Origin of the sequence: Frigoribacterium sp. 2-23, assembly GCF_049601585.1 — a bacterium.
Lineage (GTDB): Bacteria > Actinomycetota > Actinomycetes > Actinomycetales > Microbacteriaceae > Frigoribacterium.
On sequence record NZ_CP187126.1, the window covers coordinates 73448 to 92105 of the forward strand.

The following is an 18658-nucleotide window of genomic DNA, read 5'->3' on the forward strand; positions in this document are numbered from 1 at the left end:
TTAGGGACGTCGTGGTGACGGCTAGGTGGTCGGGAGCTCGCGGGCTCAGGTGGGGATGCCGCGTCGCATCAGGTGGCGTGAGCCGGGATCGGCGTCGGTGACGAGCAGGAGCGAGGCGAGCGAGTGCCGGGAGAACAGGTCGGTGTAACGATGGGCGGCCTCGGCCCACCGGCGGCGACGCAAGGCGGCACCGAGCCGGTCGAGAAGGAGGCGCGCGCTCGGTGACGAGAGATCGAGCGCGACGTGCCGGCTGAGGAACACGGCGCGGTTGTCGAGGGGCGCGGCCGCTCGCTGGGCCAGCGGGTTCTCGGACAGGGCCAGGAAGGACCGGCTGCCCTCGATCAGGTCGACGAACCGGGGCCGGCCCTCGGCGATCGAGGCGAGGTGGTCGGCCGCCTCGTGGACGTCCGCGGTGTTCGAGGCCTCGAGATCGGCGGCGCCGCGGATGGCGGACCCGTGCAGGAGGCCGACCATCTCGAGCACGTCCATCAGGTCGCGCGTCGACGCGCTCGAGACCTTCGTATAGCGATTCGCCTCGATCTCGACGAGGCCCTGGTCGGCGAGGCGGGAGAGCGCCTCCTTCACGGGCGTCTTCGAGACGCCGAGCCAGACGGCGATGTCGTCCTCGAACAGGCGCTCGTCCGGGGCGAGGGTACCGTCGACGATCGCACCGAGCACGGTGTCGAAGGTGAGGTCTCGAAGCAGGCGCCGGGGGCGGCGACCGGTCGGTGTCACGGGTACGGGCATGATGGCTCCAAAGTCAGATACCTAAAATATCACATAACTAAGGAGGCGCGCCAGGAGGAATCGGCGATGTCGCCGGTCGCGACTACCATCGCCGCATGACCTCGGCCAGCCCTCTCGCGGACGCGTCCGTCGAGACGGTCTACCGGCCAGAGCACCGCGTCGACGTGCACGCGACGCTGCGCCCGCTGTCGCGCGGCTCGGGCGACCCCTCCTACCGTGTCGTCGGCTCGGTCGTCTGGCGGGCGATCCGCACACCCGCGGGCTCGGCGACTCTCCGGCTCGAGCCGGTCGGTGAAGCCGTGCATGCCACCGCCTGGGGTCCCGGTGCCGAGTGGGCCATCGACGGCGTCCCCGAGCTGCTGGGCTCGGGCGACGACTGGTCGGGTCTCGACGTCTCGGGCAATGCCTTCCTCAGCGATGCCCGAGCGCGCCTCCGGGGGTTGCGTCTCACCCGCACCAACCAGGTCGTGCAGATGCTGATCCCGGCCGTGCTCGAGCAGAAGGTGACCAGTGTCGAGGCCTGGCGCGCGTGGCGGTATCTCGTCCGCCGCTACGGCGAGGCGGCGCCCGGCCCGGCTCCCGACGGCATGGTCGTGCCGCCGTCGGCCGAGGGCTGGAAGCTCATCCCGAGCTGGGAGTGGCATCGGGCAGGAGTCGGGCCGCAGCGCTCGGCGACCGTCATGCGCGTGTGCGCCGTCGCCCCGGCGCTCGAACGCACGCTCGCACTCGGTCGCGGGGGGCCCGACGTGTCCAGCCGCCTCCGCTCGATCGTCGGTGTCGGGGTGTGGACGGCGGCCGAGACGAGTCAGCGCGCCCACGGCGATCCCGACTCACCCAGTGTCGGCGACTACCACCTGTCCGCTCTCGTGGGGTGGGCGCTGATCGGGCGCCCCGTCGACGACGACGGCATGCTCGAGCTGCTCGAGCCCTGGGCCGGTCATCGGGAGCGCGTGATGCGCCTGATCTCGTCGAGCGGGTTCCGCAAGCCGCGCTTCGGCCCGCGGATGACCATCCAAGATCACCGGGGGCACTGACGTCGCCGTCAGGCGGTCGCGCACTCCGCGGGAGCGTCGGGGGACGTCCTCGGCTGCCTGACCCGTGCCTCCTCGGCGGGAGCATCGGGTGAGGCGTCGGCGCCGATCGCGTCGAGCACCCGCCCCGAGAACGCCTTGACGACCGCGTCGTCGCCGTCGAGGGCGTCGACGAAGTAGCGACGGATCGCGGCGGTGTGGCTTCGGGTCGCCGTGAGCATGGCGCGCCGGCCCGCCGACGTCAGCTCGACCCACGTGCCGCGCGCGTCGGAGGCGCACTCGGTGCGCCGCACGAGGCCGCGGCGTTCCATGCGCGTGACCATGTGGCTGACCCGGCTCTTCTCCCAGCCGATCTGCTCGGCGATGTCGCGGACGCGCAGGCGACGGTCCGAGCTTCGGCCCAGCCCGACGAGCACCTCGTACTCGGGAGCCGAGACACCGGAGGTGCCGTGCAGGCCGAGCTCGAGGGCCCGGTCGAGCCGTCGGCGCATCATGTAGAACGCGTCCCAGACGGCCCAGTCGTCGTCGCTGAGTTCCTCGGCCATTCGCCCAGTGTAGGGACGGTGGTGCGGCATATCCTCGTCCCATGCCCGTTGTACCTGCCGCTGATCTCACCGAACAGACGATCGCGACGGTTCGCCGGTGGCTCGCCGCGGGGGCGACGTCGAAGCCCGATCCGGCGGCCGAGCGGCTCGCCGGTGTGCTGCGCGACGAGGACGGGCTCGACTTCACCATCGGCTTCGTCGATCGCGTCGTGCGTCCCGAAGACGACCGCGTCGCCGCGCGCAACCTCGACCGGCTCAGCCGACGCACGCCCGCGTTCCTGCCGTGGTACCTGCGCGGGGCGATCTCGTTCGGCGGCGGCTTCGCTCCGCTCGTGCCGTGGCCGATCATCTCGGTCGCCCGTTCGGGCCTCCGGCGCATGGTCGGGCATCTCATCGTCGACGCGACGCCCGACAAGCTCGGTGCCGCCCTCGAGAAGCTGCGCGGCGACGGCGACGGCGTCCGGCTCAACCTCAACCTGCTCGGCGAGGCGGTGCTCGGCGAGGCCGAGGCCGACCGTCGACTGGCCGGCACGCGGGCGCTGCTCGAACGCGACGACGTCGACTACGTGTCGATCAAGGTCAGCGCCGTCACCAGCCAGGTGTCGATGTGGGCGTTCGACGAGATGAGCGACCGCATCGTCGCGCGATTGACCCCTCTCTACGAGTTCGCCCTCGCTTCCGACCTGCCGAAGTTCATCAACCTCGACATGGAGGAGTACGGCGACCTCGACCTCACCATCGACGTCTTCACCCGGCTGCTCGACCAGCCGCACCTGCGCCGGCTCGAGGCCGGCATCGTGCTGCAGGCCTATCTCCCCGACGCGCTGTCGTCGCTCGAGCTGTTGACCGACTGGGCCCGGGGCCGCGTGGCCCGCGGGGGCGCGCCCATCAAGATCCGCATCGTCAAGGGCGCGAACCTGGCGATGGAGCGGGTCGACGCCGTGCTGCACGACTGGCCCGTCGCCACCTACGACGAGAAGGTCGACACCGACGCGAACTACAAGCGGCTGCTCGACTTCGCCCTGCGACCTGAGAACGCCGCCGTGGTGCACGTCGGTGTCGCCGGTCACAACCTGTTCGACATCGCCCACGCCTGGTTGCTGGCGACGAGCCGCGGGGTCGCCGACCACATCGACGTCGAGATGCTGCTCGGTATGGCCAGCGCGCACGCCGACGCCGTCCGTGCCGACGTCGGCCGGCTCATCCTCTACACGCCCGTCGTGCAGCCGGCCGAGTTCGATTCGGCCATCGGCTATCTCGTCCGCCGTCTCGAAGAGAACGCGTCGAGCGAGAACTTCCTCTCGGGTGCCTTCGACCTCGCCGACGACGACGCCGTGTTCGAACGCGAGCGCGATCGGTACCTGGCCTCCGTCGCTCGCTCGGCCGTGCCTCCGACCGGGCCTCGCCGGCGACAGGACCGCCTGGCGCCCGTCCCGGCGGACGGCTTCGTCGACGACTTCGCCAACGAGCCCGACACCGACCCGTCACTCGACCGCAACCGCACGTGGGCCCGCACCGTGCTGCGCGCCGCGCGCGACTCGCACGCCGGGGTCGGCACGCTCGAGAGTGCGTGGGTCGCCGACCAGTCCCGCCTCGAAGAGATCGTCGCCGGAGTGACCCAGGCCGGCGTGACATGGGGACGCGAGGACGCGTCGACGCGCGCCGAGTTGCTCGACCTCGTCGGCCAGTCGCTGAACGCTCACCGCGGCGAGCTGGTCGAGGTCATGATCAGCGAGACCGGCAAGACCATCGCCGAGGGCGACCCCGAGGTCAGCGAGGCCGTCGACTTCGCGCACTACTACGCATCTCTCGCCCGCGAGCTCGACGGTGTCTCGGGCGCCCGGTACACGGCTCCGCGGTTGACGGTCGTCGCCCCTCCCTGGAACTTCCCGGTCTCGATCGCCGCCGGCTCGGTGCTCGGGGCGCTCGCCGCGGGCAGCGGGGTCATCCTGAAGCCGGCACCGGAGGCGGGCCGCACGGCGGCCGTCCTCGCCGAGGCGTTCTGGTCGGCCGGCGTGCCGCGCTCGCTGCTCGTGCTCGTCGACGTCGACGAGGCGGCCCTCGGGCGCGACCTGATCGCCCACCCCGCCGTCGACCGCGTCGTGCTGACCGGGTCCTTCGAGACCGCCGCACTGTTCCGCTCGTGGCGGCCCGAGCTCGAGCTGACGGCCGAGACGAGCGGCAAGAACGCGATCGTCGTCACGCCGAGCGCCGACATCGATCTCGCCGTCGCCGACATCGTGCGCAGCGCCTTCGGGCATGCCGGGCAGAAGTGCTCGGCGGCGAGCCTCGTGATCGTCGTCGGGTCGGTGGCACGCAGCGAGCGGTTCCGGCGTCAGCTGATCGACGCCGTGACGACGCTCCGCGTGGGCTGGCCCGACGTCGCGACGACGCAGATGGGCCCGCTGATCGACCCGCCGAAGGGGCCGCTTCGCGAGGCGTTGACGACTCTCGCGCCGGGGGAGTCCTGGGTCGTCGAGCCGAAGCAGCTCGACGAGACGGGCATCCTCTGGTCGCCGGGTGTGCGCGAGGGTGTGCGACCGGGGAGCGCGTTCCACCGCACCGAGTACTTCGGTCCCGTGCTCGGCATCATGCACGCCGCCTCCCTCGAGCAGGCGATCGAATGGCAGAACGCGGTCGAGTTCGGCCTGACGGCGGGCATCCACTCGCTCGACGTCGACGAGGTCGCCGAGTGGCTCGACGGCGTGCAGGCCGGCAACCTCTACGTCAACCGCGGCATCACCGGGGCCATCGTGCGCCGCCAGCCGTTCGGCGGCTGGAAGCGCTCGTCCGTCGGCACCGGCACCAAGGCCGGCGGCCCGAACTACGTGCTGCACCAGGGCACCTGGTCGCGCATCCCGCGCGAGCCGCGCCCGTCGCTGAAGCTGACCGGCGTGCCCGAGATGGTGGTGCGCGTCATCGAGGCCGCCCGCCCCTCCCTCTCTTTCGAGGACTTCGACCACGTCCGCGCCTCGGCACTCAGCGACGAGACCGCCTGGACCACCGAGTTCGGCATCTCGCGCGACGTCTCCGCTCTCGAGCTCGAACGGAACGTTCTGCGCTACCGGCCGTACCCCGTGACCGTTCGCTTGTCCGAGGGGGCCGACATGGTCGACCTCGTCCGACTGGTGGCGGCCGCGGCGCGCACCCGCTCGCCGATCAGTATCAGCTCGGCGGTGCCCGTCCCGTCGTCGCTCGTGCAGGTCTTCCGTGAACCGCGTCCGCCGGTCCGTGTCGTCGCGGTCGTCGTCGAGAGCGACGAGGTGTTCCTCTCCCGGGCCGCCTCGGGCGCTCTCCAGGGCGCCGACGACGCGCTCGACGGTGCCGACGACGTGACGCTGATCGAGCGGGCCGCCGGGGGCGCCTCCGCCGCCTCCCCCGCCGAGGAGGCACGGGTCGACGAGTCCGCCCCCGTCACCGCCCCCGATGGCCCGGCTTCGTATCGCGGCCTCCGTGTGCGGCTCATCGGCGGTGACCGCCGAGCCCTCGCGCGAGCCGTCGAGGGCAGCCCCGACGTCGCGATCTACGCCGGAGACGTCACCGAGGAGGGCCGCGTCGAGCTGCTGCCGTTCGTGCACGAGCAGGCGGTCTCGGTCACGGCGCACCGGTTCGGGACACCCGCCCCCGACTTCGTCGACCTCCGCATCTAGGGGCGTCCCGCCCCCCGGGAACGAAGTGACCCGTCAGGTCGATGTTTCTCCCCAACATCAGCCGAACGGGTCACTTCGTTGAGAACCCCGGGAACGAAGTGACCCGTCAGGTCGATGTTTCTCCCCAACATCAGCCGGACGGTTCACTTCGTCGAGAACCCCCGAACGAAGTGACCCGTCGGGTCGATGTTTCTCCCCAACATCAGCCGAACGGGTCACTTCGTTGAGAACCCTCGAACGATGTGACCCGTCGGGTCGATGTTTCTCGCGAACACCAGCCGGACGGGTCACTTCGTTGGGGGCCCGGCTACGCGGGCTGGCGACTGATCAGCTTCGAGAGGACGATCGCGCTGCGGGTGTGGTCGACGTTGGGGGCGTTGCGGACGCGCTCGAGCGCCTCCTCGAGGGAGGGGATGTCGCGACTGCGCATGTGGACGATCGCGTCGGCGCTGCCGGTGACCGTGCCGGCGTCGACGACCTCGGGCACGGTGCCGAGGATGCGCTGCAGCTCCTGCGGCGAGACGGTGCCGCGGCAGAACAGCTCGACGTAGGCCTCGGTGCCGAGCCCGTCGACCGTCGGGTCGACCTGGATCGTGAACCCCTTGATGACCCCGTCCGCGACGAGCCGATCGACGCGGCGCTTCACGGCGGACGCGCTGAGCCCGACCGACGAGCCGATCTCGCCGTACGCCGCGCGGGCGTTCTGTCGAAGCAGGTCGATGATGCCGTAGTCGAGATTGTCCACGCCACAACTCTACGCGCGATTCTTGCGTCGGTCTACGTCAAGACGCACGAAAATTGCGTGACAAGCCGCCCGCATGCGCGAACTGCGTGTGACACTGGCCCGGTGAGCATCGTTACCGAATCGGCCCCCACCCCGTCGTCGACCCGTCGAGCGGTGCCGCGCACCGTCTTGATGTGCCGCCCGGAGCACTTCACCGTCAGCTACCGGATCAACCCGTGGATGAACCCGCAGCTGCCGACCGACACGTCCCTGGCGGTGAGCCAGTGGCAGGAGTTGTACGACACCTATCGCCGTCTCGGCATCGACGTCCAGCTTATCGATCCGATCGACGGCCTCCCCGACATGGTCTACTCCGCGAACGGCGGGTTCGTGCTCGACGGCAAGGCCTACGGCGCCAGCTTCACCTACCCCGAGCGTCAGCCCGAGGGCCCGGCGTACATGGAGTGGTTCGGCGCGAACGGCTTCGAGGTCGTCGTGCCCGAGGAGGTCAACGAGGGCGAGGGCGACTTCCTGCTCGTCGGCGACGTCATCCTCGCCGGCACCGGGTTCCGCAGCGCGTCCGACTCGCACGCCGAGATCGGCCGCGTCTTCGGTCGCGAGGTCGTGAGCCTCACCCTGGTCAACCCCAGCTTCTACCACCTCGACACGGCCATCGCCGTGCTCGACCCCGAGCCCGTCGACGGCGTCTCGAACATCGCCTACCTCGAGAGCGCGTTCGACGACCGGTCGCTGGCCATCCTGCGCGAGCGCTACCCCGACGCGATCATCGTCAGCGAGCAGGACGCGTCGATCCTCGGTCTGAACTCGTACTCGGACGGCTACAACGTCGTCATCGCCGCCCGGGCGACCGGCTTCGAGCGGCAGCTGCGCGAGCGCGGCTACAACCCGATCGGCGTCGACCTCTCCGAGTTGCTGCTCGGCGGCGGCGGCGTCAAATGCTGCACCCTGGAGCTGCGCCGATGACCCCCACCGACACGACGACGCACGACACGAGCATGCATGGCTCGACCCAGCACGGCACGAGCACGCACGCCGCGACCGACGCCGCGATCGCGGTCGAGGACGCCTCGCTCGCCCACAACTACCACCCGCTCCCGGTCGTCGTGGCGTCGGCCGAGGGCGCCTGGGTCACCGACGTCGAGGGGCGGCGCTACCTCGACTGCCTGGCCGCCTACTCGGCGGTCAATTTCGGTCACGGCAACCCGCGCCTCCTGGAGGCGGCCCGAGCGCAGCTCGACCGCGTCACGTTGACGAGTCGCGCGTTCCACAACGACCGCCTCGGCCCCTTCGCCGAAGAGCTCGCGGCTCTGCTCGGCAAAGAGATGGTGCTGCCGATGAACACGGGCGCCGAGGCCGTCGAGTCGGGCATCAAGCTCGCCCGCGCCTGGGGCTATCGCGTCAAGGGCGTCCGGCCCGGCGCCGCGAAGATCATCGTCGCGAACGGTAACTTCCACGGTCGGACGACCACGATCATCAGCTTCTCGGACGACGAGGAGGCGCGGGCCGACTTCGGCCCCTACACGCCCGGTTTCGTCAGCGTGCCGTACGGCGACGCCGACGCGCTGGAGGCCGCGATCGACGACGACACGGTGGCCGTGCTGCTCGAGCCGATCCAGGGCGAGGCTGGTGTCGTGGTGCCTCCGGTCGAGTACCTGCCGCGCGTACGGCAGGTCACCCGCGATCGGAACGTGCTGTTCATCGCGGACGAGATTCAGTCGGGTCTCGGCCGCACCGGGGTGACCGTCAGCTGCGACCTCGTCGACGTCGTGCCCGACCTCTACCTGCTCGGCAAGGCGCTCGGCGGCGGTATCGTCCCGGTCAGTGCCGTCGTGGGCGATCGGGACGTGCTGGGCGTCCTCCGCCCCGGCGAGCACGGCTCGACGTTCGGCGGCAACCCGCTCGCGGCTGCCGTCGGGCTCGAGGTCGTGCGGATGCTCGCGAGCGGCGAGTACCAGGAGCGTGCCTCGCGACTCGGGGCGCGCCTCCGGACGGGTCTCGAAGCGCTGATCGGGCACGGTGTGACCGAGGTGCGCGGTGCCGGCCTGTGGATGGGCATCGACATCGACCCCGCCGTGGGGTCGGGCCGCCAGGTCTGCGAGCGGTTGATGGAGCGCGGCGTGCTCGCGAAGGACACGCACGGCTCGACCATCAGGCTCGCGCCGCCCATCGTGATCAGCGAGGACGAGATCGACGACCTGGTCGACACCCTCGTCAGCGCGATCGACGATCTTCGGTAGCGGACCCGAGCCGAGACCGACGCGAGAACGACAAACCGACGTGATCTCTCACGTCGGTTTGTCGTTTTCGCGTCGGCGGGAGCGATCACGTCGGCTCGTCGTTCGTGGCACGGATGGCCGCAGCGCCCTCGCTACCGCCGCATGAGCAGGTAGACGATGCTGCGTCCGGTCGTGTGCTCCTGGGCGACCGAGAACCCGAGCGAGCGCAGGGTCGAGATATCGCCCTCGCTCAGCGCGTCGACCGAGAGCCGCGCGACCCAGAGCCGGTCGACCGATTCGAGTCGCGTCCGCAGCTCTTCCACCTGGTTCGGGTCGTCGAGCACGAGGGTGCGATCGGAGTACGCGCCCTCGGCCGTCCCCGACCGCAGGAACGCGACGTCGTCGAGCCCGGCGAAGCGGGAGGGGTAGGCGTAGAGCGCCTGCCGTGGACGCGTCGAGACCATGCCCGAGGCGTCGAGGTAGAAGGCGTCTCCCGGGCGGGCCTGATGCTCGATGTACGACGACAGGCGCGACAGGTCGCTGCCGCCGCCCTTCGCCGCGGGTTGACGCTGCAGCACGTAGGTCGGTGCAGAGGCCGCCACGAGCACGCAGATGAGCGAAATGGCGACCCACCGTCGTCGTCGACCGGTGATCGCGACGGCGAGCAGCAGGGCCATGCCCGGCGCGGCATACGTCAGCAACCGGGCCTGGTACACCGGTGCCAGCACGATGCCGAGCAGCAGCAGCATGGCCGTCGGGCCGACCACCCAGAGCGCCCCGAGCAGCACGACGCTGCCCGGGGTGCGTGAGCGATCGCGCAACCGGGTCCCCAGCACGATGAGCAGCACGGCCGAGACCACGGCGAAGGCGCCCCCCGACGCGAACCACGGCTCGACGAGGATCGTCCACCAGGTGACCGACGCGCTCGTCGACGGGTCGCCCCGGCCCATGAGCCGGCTGCGTTCGCCGAGCACGCGGATGATCATCGGCAGGCTGACGAGCAGCGCGCCGACGGTCGAGACCGTCCAGCCGAGGAGGCGGTGGCGGGCTCCCCGACGACGGCGTTGCGCCGGCGCCAACCCGAGGAAGACGCCGTGCACCAGGATGATCAGCGCGAGCGGGACGAACGTGATGATCGTGACGGCGAGGCCGATGCCGTAGGCGACCCACCAGCGTCGCTGCTGCCGTCGGGAGGCGACGAGCAACAACACGGTGAGCCAGACGGCGAGGGCTGCCGTCAGGGCGTAGGGCCGCGCCTCGACGGCCTCGAGGGTGATGCGCGGCAGGACGATGTAGATGCCCGCGGCCAGTAGGGCCGTCGTGCGGGTCGTCAGCATGCGGGTCAGCACGAGTACGCCGGACGCTCCGATGGCCGTGGCGATCGCGCTGGGCAGCCGTGTCGCGAACTCGCTCTCGCCGAAGGCGCCGATCCAGACGTGTATGAAGACGTAGTAGACGGTGTGCACACCGTCGCGCTGGTTCAGGAAGGCGATCAGATCGGCTAACGGCAGGCGGGCCGCCTGCAGCGTGGTCGCCTCGTCGCTCCAGTACGACGGAACCCACGAGGCCGCGACCGCCACGATGAAGGCGATGACGCCGACGAGCAGCGGGTCGCGCCAGACGGCTCGCGGAGAGACGACGGCCGGGTCGTGCCCGATGCTCACGTCTCGATCACCACACCTCTAGTTAAAGCAGAACTGTGTGTTAAACCAGGGAAGCCCCGCCGAAGCGGGGCTTGTGGTGGCTGGACGCGGCGTCGATCCGCGGACCTTTCGATTTTCAGTCGAACGCTCTACCAACTGAGCTACCCAGCCGAGGAGTCGGAACCCGACACCCAGGCGATAAACACGCCTTGGCGACCCTGACCGGACTTGAACCGGCGACCTCCGCCGTGACAGGGCGGCGCGCTAACCAACTGCGCTACAGGGCCAAACAGTGCTATTCAGTTCTTACTTTGCGGTGGTGCCTCAGCCACACCGTCACATCAGTCACACTAGCGGAACAAGTGTAGCTGTTGTGGTGACCCCAACGGGATTCGAACCCGTGCTGCCGCCGTGAAAGGGCGGTGTCCTAGGCCACTAAACGATGGGGCCTTGATGCTCAGAAGAGCGTCGTAGCAACCGATGGATAAGCATACGGATAGGTCGCCGCAAATGCAAAACGGGACGCGGCGACCGTCGAGGCCGGGCGGTGCGGCGGCAAAACCGACCGACTCGGCGCGCCACTCCGACTCGGATGTCGCGCCGCGCCTCCTTCGGAGGTTAGTTTCAACTCGTCCTTGAGAGTTGACGGCGTCGCCCCGGCGCCGGCCGGCGACTCGCGTGGGCGATTCACTCCAGCTTCTCAAGGATTCGGACTCTCGATGACATCACGCGGCATCGGACGTACTCGCCTGGCGAGCGCCCTCACCGGTCCCTTCGCACCCGCCACCCGACGGGGCCGTCTCGTCGCCGTCGGCGTCGCGGTCGCGCTGCTCGTCACGGCCGGTGTCGTCGGTCAGCCCGCCGTGTCGGCGAGTGCCGCGTCGTACCCGTCGTGGCAGGACGTGCAGAACGCCCGTAACGACGAAGCCGCCAAGCAGCAGGAGATCACGAACCTCCAGGGCCTGCTCGACCAGCTGCAGTCCGACCTCGATGCGAAGAACGCCGAGGCGGAGAAGCGCGGCACCGAGCTCGAGGCGGCCCAGACGGCCTATGACGAGGCCCAGTACAAGACGGCACAGCTGCAGGCCCAGGCCGACGCCGCCGACAAGGTCGCCGCCGCCAGCGAGCAGCGGGCCGGTCAGCTCGCCGCGCAGCTCGGTCGCTCCGGGGCGAACGGCATCTCGAGCGATCTGATCTCGAACCCCGGCGAGGCGGGCCAGCTGCTCTACAAGATCGGCGCGATGAGCAAGCTCACCGAGCAGGCCGACGGCATCTACTCGCAGGCCACCCAGGACCGCAACACCGCCCAGTCGCTGACCGACCAGGCGAAGGTCGCGCAGGAGGCGCTGAAGGGCTTGGCCGCGAAAGCCCAGACCGCGTTGGCCGACGCGAACGAGGCGGCTCAGGCCGCGAGCGACGCGGTCACCGCCCAGCAGGAGAACCAGGCGCGACTGCAGGCGCAGCTCGCCACGTTGCAGACCAACGCGGACCACACCGAGGAGGAGTACCAGAAGGGTGTGGAGGAGATGCGGGCCGCTGCGGCCGCCGCCGCAGCCGCGGCAGCAGCCGCCGGCACGGCGACCTCGGGCAGCCCGATCGGCTACGTCTCGGACATGGGCTGGACCCGCCCCGCGGGCGGCAACATCTCGAGCAACTACGGCATGCGCGTCAACCCGGTGACGCACGCGTACATCCTGCACGCGGGCACCGACCTGGCCGCCGGCTGCAACACCCCGATCTACGCGGCGTCGGCCGGTGTGGTCACGTACGCCGGCTGGTACGGCGGCTACGGCAACTTCGTGCTGATCGACAACGGCAACGGCATCACGACGGGTTACGGACACCAGCCCAATGGGGGCATCATGGTCAGTGTCGGCCAGGTCGTCGGCACCGGGCAGCAGATCGGACACGTCGGCTCCACGGGCAACTCGACCGGCTGCCACCTGCACTTCGAGACCCGCGTAGGCGGTGTCGCACAGAACGCAGTCCCCTTCATGGCCGCACGAGGAGTGACCCTGTAATGACGACCAGCACGCTCGCCCCGACATGATCCGTCGACGGCGGGGCGTGCCCCCGATCATCAGAATCGGTGTCGTCGGAGTCACCGTGCTGTCGGTCTGCCTCGGCGGTGGTGCGCTCACGGCGCAGGCGTCGCCGGGCAGTCCCGCCGTGCCGACCTGGCAGGACGTGCAAGCCGCCAAGGCGAACGAGGCGGACACGGCTCAGCAGATCGCCGCGATCGAGTCGTCGATCTCGAGCCTGCAGACCGCGGCGGCCGACGCCGAACGCTCGGCATCGGCGGCAGGCGAGACGTACCAGGTCGCCCTGATCGCACAGCAGGACGCCCAGCAGACCGTCGACGCCCTGCACGCGAAAGAGGCAGAGGCGAAGGCCACGGCCACGCGCTCCGCCCAGCAGGTCGGGGCGCTCGTCACGCAGCTGGCCCGCACGGGCGGCGGGCAGCTCACCGTCACGATGCTGACGGGGTCGGGCAAGGCGGACGACCTGCTCTACCAGCTCGGTGCCATGAGCAACCTCACGGCTCGGACGTCGACCATCCTGGCGCGGGCGAAGACCGACCAGGCGGTCGTCTCGTCGCTGGCCGACCAGGCCGAGCGCGCCTCCTCGGCTCTCGCCGACCGCACGGCGACCGCGCAGAGCGCCCTCGACACGGCGAACGGACTCGCGACGACGGCCCAGGCGAGGGCGACCGCGCAGCAGGCCGACGCCGAGCAGCTGTACGACGAGGCGGCGTTCTTGAAGGGCACGACCGCCGACACCGAGCGGGCCTATTACGAGAGCCAGGCGGCGGGCAGCCCGGCGGACGCCCCGACGACGGCTGCGCCCGTCGTGAGCGGGACGGGCGGGTCGGGCGGTTCGAGCTCCGGCACGACCGGTGGGTCGTCGGGCGGCTCGACCGGTGGGTCAGGAGGCGCGGGGTCGCAGCCGGCCCCGGCTCCCGCGCCCGTGGCTCCGGCCCCGTCGCACTCGAGTGCCCCGGCTCCCGCGCCTGCCCCGGCACCCGCTCCGGCTCCCGCACCGACCCCGACACCGACCCCCGCGCCGAGCGGCAACGCCGCCGCCGTGCGTACCGCGATCGCCTACGCCAAGGCCCAGCTCGGCAAGCCGTACCGGTTCGCCGGCGCCGGTCCCGACGCGTTCGACTGCTCGGGGCTGACGATGATGGCCTACAGCGCGGCCGGTGTCGGCATCGGCGGCCACTCGTCGCGCTACCAGTACGACTTCATGGCCGCGAAGGGCCGTCTCGTGCCGCGGGCGAACTGGATCGCGGGCGACCTGCTCTTCTACTACAACGGCCGCGACGGCATGTATCACGTGGCCATGTACCTCGGCGACGGCACCATGATCGAGGCGCCGAACGTCACGGCTCCCGTGCGCATCGTGCCCGTCCGCTACACGGAGCTGCAGCCCGTGGTCGGCCGGCCGACGGGCTGACCGGCACCGCGCCTCCTCGTCCGTCCTCGTCGGGGCGGGCGAGACGACGGAGGGCCCGACACCGTGTGGTGTCGGGCCCTTCGTCGTGCCGGGGGTCAGTGACCCTCGTCGGCCAGCTTCTTGATGCCGTCCTGGATGATGGCGTCGGCCTCGGCCGCGTCGCCCCAGCCCTCGGTCTTGACCCACTTGCCGGGCTCGAGGTCCTTGTAGTGCTCGAAGAAGTGCTCGATCTCCTTGCGGGTGTACTCGGGGATGTCGTTCACGTCCTGGATGTGGGTCCAGCGCGGGTCCTTCGCGGGGACGGCGATGACCTTGGCGTCGCTGCCGCCGTCGTCGGTCATGTTGAAGACGCCCACCGGGCGGACGCTGACGCCGACACCGGGGAAGAGGGGGTAGTCGAGCAGCACGAGCACGTCGACGGGGTCGCCGTCGAGACCGAGCGTGTTCTCGAAGAACCCGTAGTCGGTGGGGTAGACGAAACCGGTGAAGAGCACGCGGTCGAGGTAGACGCGACCCGTCTCGTGGTCGACCTCGTACTTGTTGCGGCTGCCTTTGGGGATCTCGATCACGGCGTCGTACGCGGCCATGTGTGCTCCTTGGGATGCGGGTGGTGGGTGGTCTGCGGTCGCCGGCCGGCCTGGTCGGCGACTTCGCTAACGTTACAAGGTGCCCGATGAGCCCCGACCGACCCGGCCCCGCCTCACCCCCGCGATGGCCGACGTGCGGCGAGCCGTGCGCGCCACGCTCGACGGACACGACGACGGCGACCTCGTCCTCGTCGCCCTGAGCGGCGGCCCCGACTCGCTCGCGCTCGCGGCCGCGACGGCGTTCGAGGCGCCCCGGGCCGGTCTCCGCGTCGGAGCCGTCGTCGTCGACCACGGCCTCCAGCCCGGTTCGGCCGACGTCGCCGACCGTGCCGCGGCCCAGGCGCGCGAGCTGGGACTCGATCCCGTGGAGGTGCGGCGCGTCTCCGTCGGGACGGCCGGCGGCCCCGAGGCGGCGGCCCGGTCCGCGCGCTACGCCGCCCTGGCGACGGCGGCGGCCGAACACGGCGCCCGCACCGTGCTGCTCGGCCACACCCTCGACGACCAGGCCGAGACCGTGCTGCTCGGCCTGACTCGCGGGAGCGGCCCGACCAGCCTGATGGGGATGGAGGCGCGGAGCGGCGTGTACGCCCGACCACTGCTCGGCGTCCGACGCGGCACCACGGTCGCCGCGTGCGTCGACGCCGGCTTGACCGCGTGGGACGATCCGCAGAACGACGACCCCGCGTTCACCCGCGTGCGGGTGCGGTCGACCGTGCTGCCGCTGCTCGAACGCGAGCTCGGCCCCGGCGTCGCGGAGGCGCTGGTGCGGACCGCCGACAGCCTCCGGGAGGACAACGCGGCCCTCGACCACTTCGCCGACGAGCTGGCCGAGGAACTCGCCGATCACGCCGAGGCGGGCATCTCGCTCGACGTGCGCGGCCTCGCCGCGAACCCCGCGGCACTGCGTCAGCGCCTCATCCGCCTAGCCGTGCAGAGCGAGTTCGGCGTGTCGTTGAGTCGCTCACAGACACTCGAGGTCGCGAGGCTCGTGACCGACTGGCACGGTCAGGGAGCCGTCGACCTGCCGGGCATTACAGTGATGCGGAGGGCAGGCGAGCTGCACTTCGCGGCGACCCGCACCTCCTGATCCGCCCGCACCCACCCACCCGAATTCTCTTCGAGGAGACCACCGGCACCATGGAACTGACCGACATCGAGTCCGACCTCACGTCCGTGCTCTACACCGAGGATCAGATCCAGGCCAAGATCGCCGAGGTCGCCCGTCGCGTCGAGGACGACTACGCCGATCGCGACGTGCTGCTGGTGGGAGTGCTCAAGGGCGCCGTCATGGTCATGGCCGACTTCGCCCGCGAGCTCAAGCTGCCGGCGACGATGGACTGGATGGCGGTGTCGTCCTACGGCTCGGGCACCCAGTCGTCGGGTGTCGTGCGCATCCTCAAAGACCTCGACAGCGACCTGCACGGCCGGCACGTGATCATCGTCGAGGACATCATCGACTCCGGGTTGACCCTGTCGTGGCTGCTCGCCAACCTCAAGAGCCGCGGTGCCGCCTCCGTCGAGATCTTCGCGCTGCTGCGCAAGCCCGAGGCCGCCAAGGTCGAGGTCGACGTGAAGTACGCCGGGTTCGAGATCCCCAACGAGTTCGTCGTCGGCTACGGCCTCGACTACGCCGAGAAGTACCGCAACCTGCGCGGTATCGGGGTGTTGGCGCCCCACGTCTACTCGTAGGGGCGAGACACCCGTCGCGGGACGAGACGGGCCCGGGTCCACGGGCGTCTCGTCCCACGAGCGGTGTTTTGCCGCCGGCCGACGGGCCTAGGACGCGGTGCGGGGCTGTTCGACCCAGGGCCTCCGCCAGCTGGCGCTGGCTACTTTGTCGTAGTCACGCGTCGTCGGCCCGATAGGCAGGACGTGCGCATTAGGCCCACGGCGAACACCCATTCGGCGTATAGGAACCGCGATGTAGCCTTTGCTCACGTTCTTCCTGGAGAAAGGTGACGGGCTACGCCCGTACTCATATGGATCTCAAGCGTCTCTTCCGCGGGCCGATCATCTACGTCGTGATCGCCGTCATCGGTATCGGCATCGGGTGGAGCGTCATCAGCGCCTCCGGCACGACTCAGATCTCGACCCAGAAGGGTCTCGAGCAGCTCAAGAGCAGCGACGTCAAGTCGGCCACCATCTTCAGCAACGAACAGCGCGTCGACCTCGTCCTCAAGGACGGCGGCAAGCAGGAGCAGTTCTACTACGCGACTCCGCGCGGTTCCGAGGTCGTCACGGCCATCAACGACGCCAAGCTTGACACGTTCGACGACACCGTCACGCAGACCAACTGGTTCGTCTCGCTGCTGAGCGTCCTGCTGCCTTTCTTGATCATCGGTGGAATCTTCTGGTTCCTGCTCTCCTCCATGCAGGGTGGTGGCAGCAAGGTCATGCAGTTCGGCAAGTCGAAGGCGAAGATGGCGTCGAAGGAGACGCCGCAGGTCATGTTCACCGACGTGGCCGGCGCCGACGAGGCGATCGAAGAGCTGGAAGAGATCAAGGAGTTCCTCAAGGAGCCCGCGAAGTTCCAGGCCGTCGGCGCCCGTATCCCCAAGGGTGTGCTGCTCTACGGCCCTCCCGGTACCGGTAAGACGCTGCTCGCGCGAGCCGTCGCGGGTGAGGCCGGCGTGCCCTTCTTCTCCATCTCGGGTTCGGACTTCGTCGAGATGTTCGTGGGTGTCGGTGCGAGCCGCGTCCGCGACCTGTTCGAGCAGGCCAAGCAGAACTCCCCGGCCATCATCTTCGTCGACGAGATCGACGCGGTCGGTCGTCACCGCGGCGCCGGCATCGGCGGCGGAAACGACGAGCGCGAGCAGACGCTGAACCAGCTGCTCGTCGAGATGGACGGCTTCGATGTCAAGACGAACGTCATCCTGATCGCGGCGACCAACCGTCCCGACGTGCTCGACCCGGCCCTCCTCCGCCCGGGCCGCTTCGACCGCCAGATCGGCGTCGACGCCCCCGGTCTCGACGGCCGCAAGCAGATCCTCGAGGTGCACGGCAAGGGCAAGCCCCTGGCCGCCAGCGTCGACCTCGCGGTCCTCGCCCGCAAGACGCCCGGCTTCACCGGTGCCGACCTCGCGAACGTGCTCAACGAGGCCGCGCTGCTCACGGCCCGCTCGAACGCCCAGCTGATCGACAACCGCGCCCTCGACGAGGCGGTCGACCGCGTCATGGCCGGCCCCCAGCGCCGCAGCCGCATCATGAACGACCACGAGAAGCTCATCACGGCGTACCACGAGGGCGGTCACGCCCTGGCGGCGGCCGCGATGCGTCACACCGACCCGGTCACGAAGATCACGATCCTGCCGCGAGGCCGCGCCCTCGGCTACACGATGGTGCTCCCGCTGGAGGACAAGTACTCCGTCACCCGCAACGAGCTGCTCGACCAGCTCACGTACGCCATGGGCGGCCGCGTGGCGGAAGAACTCGTCTTCCACGACCCGACCACGGGTGCGTCGAACGACATCGAGAAGGCCACGGCGACCGCGCGCAAGATGGTCACCGAGTACGGCATGAGCACCAAGGTCGGCTCCGTCAAGCTCGGCCAGGGCTCGGGCGAGCAGTTCATGGGCCGCGACATGGGTCAGCGTGACTACTCGGAGACGATCGCCGAGACGGTCGACGCCGAGGTGCGCGTGCTGCTCGAGCAGGCGCACGACGAGGCGTGGCAGGTCATCAACGACAATCGCGACATCCTCGACCACCTGGCGAAGGAGCTCCTCGAGAAGGAGACCCTCGACCACGACGAGCTGGCCGAGATCTTCACCGACGTGCGCAAGCTGCCGGAGCGCCCGCAGTGGCTGTCGAGCACGGGTCGCCCCGTCTCCGACCGCCCGGCCATCCCGATGCCGACGAAGTCGCCCGTGGACGCGGCCGCCGTGGACGGGGGCGTCGACTCCGAGCCGACCGCCAAGCCCGCGCGCAAGCGCCCGCCGCGCACCACGCCCGGCATCGCGCCGGCCTAGTCCCTCCGACCGCACGCGACCGAGGCGGGTTTGCCCGTCTCGGTCGCTACGCTGGGTTGTCGTCACC

The 18658-nt window shown here is 70.1% G+C and carries 14 protein-coding genes and 3 tRNA genes; 9 read left to right on the forward strand and 8 right to left on the reverse strand.

From position 1 onward, the window contains the following. Window positions 1-45: 45 nt before the first annotated feature. Complete coding sequence (locus tag ACPEEZ_RS00355; RefSeq protein WP_423921233.1) at window positions 46-747, reverse strand: GntR family transcriptional regulator; 702 nt, start codon at window positions 745-747, stop codon at window positions 46-48. 95 nt (window positions 748-842) lie between these two features. Between ACPEEZ_RS00355 and ACPEEZ_RS00360 the strand changes: the two genes are divergently transcribed. Next, window positions 843-1781 carry a DNA-3-methyladenine glycosylase family protein gene (locus ACPEEZ_RS00360; RefSeq protein WP_423921236.1) on the forward strand — a complete coding sequence of 313 codons (939 nt, stop codon included), beginning with the start codon at window positions 843-845 and terminating at the stop codon, window positions 1779-1781. A gap of 8 nt (window positions 1782-1789) precedes the next feature. Here the strand turns inward: ACPEEZ_RS00360 and ACPEEZ_RS00365 are convergent, their stop codons facing one another. After that, window positions 1790-2323, reverse strand: coding sequence for a MarR family winged helix-turn-helix transcriptional regulator (locus tag ACPEEZ_RS00365; RefSeq protein WP_423921238.1), 534 nt, complete (start codon window positions 2321-2323; stop codon window positions 1790-1792). A gap of 41 nt (window positions 2324-2364) precedes the next feature. On the opposite strand from ACPEEZ_RS00365, the gene ACPEEZ_RS00370 reads away from it, so the two are divergent. Further along, the gene (locus ACPEEZ_RS00370) at window positions 2365-5973 is read left to right on the forward strand and encodes a proline dehydrogenase family protein (RefSeq protein WP_423921241.1); all 3609 of its coding nucleotides are present in this window, start codon (window positions 2365-2367) and stop codon (window positions 5971-5973) included. A gap of 307 nt (window positions 5974-6280) precedes the next feature. On the opposite strand, the gene ACPEEZ_RS00375 is transcribed toward ACPEEZ_RS00370, so the two are convergent. Further along, window positions 6281-6718 carry an Lrp/AsnC family transcriptional regulator gene (locus ACPEEZ_RS00375; protein WP_423921244.1) on the reverse strand — a complete coding sequence of 146 codons (438 nt, stop codon included), beginning with the start codon at window positions 6716-6718 and terminating at the stop codon, window positions 6281-6283. Between the two features lie 171 nt (window positions 6719-6889). On the opposite strand from ACPEEZ_RS00375, the gene ddaH reads away from it, so the two are divergent. Next, on the forward strand, window positions 6890-7681 hold the full coding sequence (gene ddaH, locus ACPEEZ_RS00380) for a dimethylargininase (protein ID WP_423924304.1): 792 nt from the start codon (window positions 6890-6892) through the stop codon (window positions 7679-7681). Between the two features lie 32 nt (window positions 7682-7713). Beyond that, a complete protein-coding gene (gene rocD, locus ACPEEZ_RS00385) occupies window positions 7714-8955 on the forward strand; it encodes an ornithine--oxo-acid transaminase (RefSeq protein WP_423924306.1) in 1242 nt (413 codons plus the stop codon). 131 nt (window positions 8956-9086) lie between these two features. Here the strand turns inward: rocD and ACPEEZ_RS00390 are convergent, their stop codons facing one another. The 4 genes from ACPEEZ_RS00390 to ACPEEZ_RS00405 form a co-directional block, all read right to left on the reverse strand. Next, window positions 9087-10598, reverse strand: coding sequence for a glycosyltransferase family 39 protein (locus ACPEEZ_RS00390; protein ID WP_423921247.1), 1512 nt, complete (start codon window positions 10596-10598; stop codon window positions 9087-9089). A gap of 74 nt (window positions 10599-10672) precedes the next feature. After that, window positions 10673-10748 (reverse strand) — tRNA-Phe (locus tag ACPEEZ_RS00395). Window positions 10749-10787: 39 nt separating this feature from the next. Next, window positions 10788-10864 (reverse strand) — tRNA-Asp (locus ACPEEZ_RS00400). A gap of 87 nt (window positions 10865-10951) precedes the next feature. After that, window positions 10952-11027: transfer RNA gene (locus tag ACPEEZ_RS00405), tRNA-Glu, on the reverse strand. Window positions 11028-11296: 269 nt separating this feature from the next. Between ACPEEZ_RS00405 and ACPEEZ_RS00410 the strand changes: the two genes are divergently transcribed. Both ACPEEZ_RS00410 and ACPEEZ_RS00415 read left to right on the forward strand, forming a co-directional pair. After that, window positions 11297-12598: a peptidoglycan DD-metalloendopeptidase family protein gene (locus tag ACPEEZ_RS00410; RefSeq protein ID WP_423921250.1), complete on the forward strand. Its 1302-nt coding sequence runs from the start codon at window positions 11297-11299 to the stop codon at window positions 12596-12598. Window positions 12599-12644: 46 nt separating this feature from the next. After that, on the forward strand, window positions 12645-14033 hold the full coding sequence (locus tag ACPEEZ_RS00415) for a C40 family peptidase (RefSeq protein WP_423921253.1): 1389 nt from the start codon (window positions 12645-12647) through the stop codon (window positions 14031-14033). A gap of 95 nt (window positions 14034-14128) precedes the next feature. Here the strand turns inward: ACPEEZ_RS00415 and ppa are convergent, their stop codons facing one another. Next, a complete protein-coding gene (gene ppa / locus ACPEEZ_RS00420; RefSeq protein ID WP_423921255.1) occupies window positions 14129-14620 on the reverse strand; it encodes an inorganic diphosphatase in 492 nt (163 codons plus the stop codon). A gap of 124 nt (window positions 14621-14744) precedes the next feature. Here ppa and tilS point away from each other — a divergent pair, with 124 nt between their 5' ends. The 3 genes from tilS (at window position 14745) to ftsH (ending at window position 18591) form a co-directional block, all read left to right on the forward strand. Continuing rightward, a complete protein-coding gene (tilS, locus tag ACPEEZ_RS00425) occupies window positions 14745-15707 on the forward strand; it encodes a tRNA lysidine(34) synthetase TilS (RefSeq protein WP_423924308.1) in 963 nt (320 codons plus the stop codon). Window positions 15708-15757: 50 nt separating this feature from the next. After that, window positions 15758-16309, forward strand: coding sequence for a hypoxanthine phosphoribosyltransferase (gene hpt / locus ACPEEZ_RS00430; protein WP_423921258.1), 552 nt, complete (start codon window positions 15758-15760; stop codon window positions 16307-16309). A 290-nt stretch (window positions 16310-16599) separates the two neighbouring features. Next, a complete protein-coding gene (gene ftsH / locus ACPEEZ_RS00435) occupies window positions 16600-18591 on the forward strand; it encodes an ATP-dependent zinc metalloprotease FtsH (RefSeq protein WP_423921261.1) in 1992 nt (663 codons plus the stop codon). Window positions 18592-18658: the final 67 nt, after the last annotated feature.

Excerpts from the sequence above, each read along its gene's own strand:
- ACPEEZ_RS00355 (WP_423921233.1), bottom strand. The coding sequence starts at position 747 with ATGCCCGTACCCGTGACACCGACCGGTCGCCGCCCCCGGCGCCTGCTT.
- ACPEEZ_RS00360 (WP_423921236.1), top strand. The coding sequence starts at position 843 with ATGACCTCGGCCAGCCCTCTCGCGGACGCGTCCGTCGAGACGGTCTAC.
- ACPEEZ_RS00365 (WP_423921238.1), bottom strand. The coding sequence starts at position 2,323 with ATGGCCGAGGAACTCAGCGACGACGACTGGGCCGTCTGGGACGCGTTC.
- ACPEEZ_RS00370 (WP_423921241.1), top strand. The coding sequence starts at position 2,365 with ATGCCCGTTGTACCTGCCGCTGATCTCACCGAACAGACGATCGCGACG.
- ddaH (WP_423924304.1), top strand. The coding sequence starts at position 6,890 with ATGTGCCGCCCGGAGCACTTCACCGTCAGCTACCGGATCAACCCGTGG.
- rocD (WP_423924306.1), top strand. The coding sequence starts at position 7,714 with ATGCATGGCTCGACCCAGCACGGCACGAGCACGCACGCCGCGACCGAC.
- ACPEEZ_RS00410 (WP_423921250.1), top strand. The coding sequence starts at position 11,297 with ATGACATCACGCGGCATCGGACGTACTCGCCTGGCGAGCGCCCTCACC.
- ppa (WP_423921255.1), bottom strand. The coding sequence starts at position 14,620 with ATGGCCGCGTACGACGCCGTGATCGAGATCCCCAAAGGCAGCCGCAAC.
- tilS (WP_423924308.1), top strand. The coding sequence starts at position 14,745 with ATGGCCGACGTGCGGCGAGCCGTGCGCGCCACGCTCGACGGACACGAC.
- hpt (WP_423921258.1), top strand. The coding sequence starts at position 15,758 with ATGGAACTGACCGACATCGAGTCCGACCTCACGTCCGTGCTCTACACC.
- ftsH (WP_423921261.1), top strand. The coding sequence starts at position 16,600 with ATGGATCTCAAGCGTCTCTTCCGCGGGCCGATCATCTACGTCGTGATC.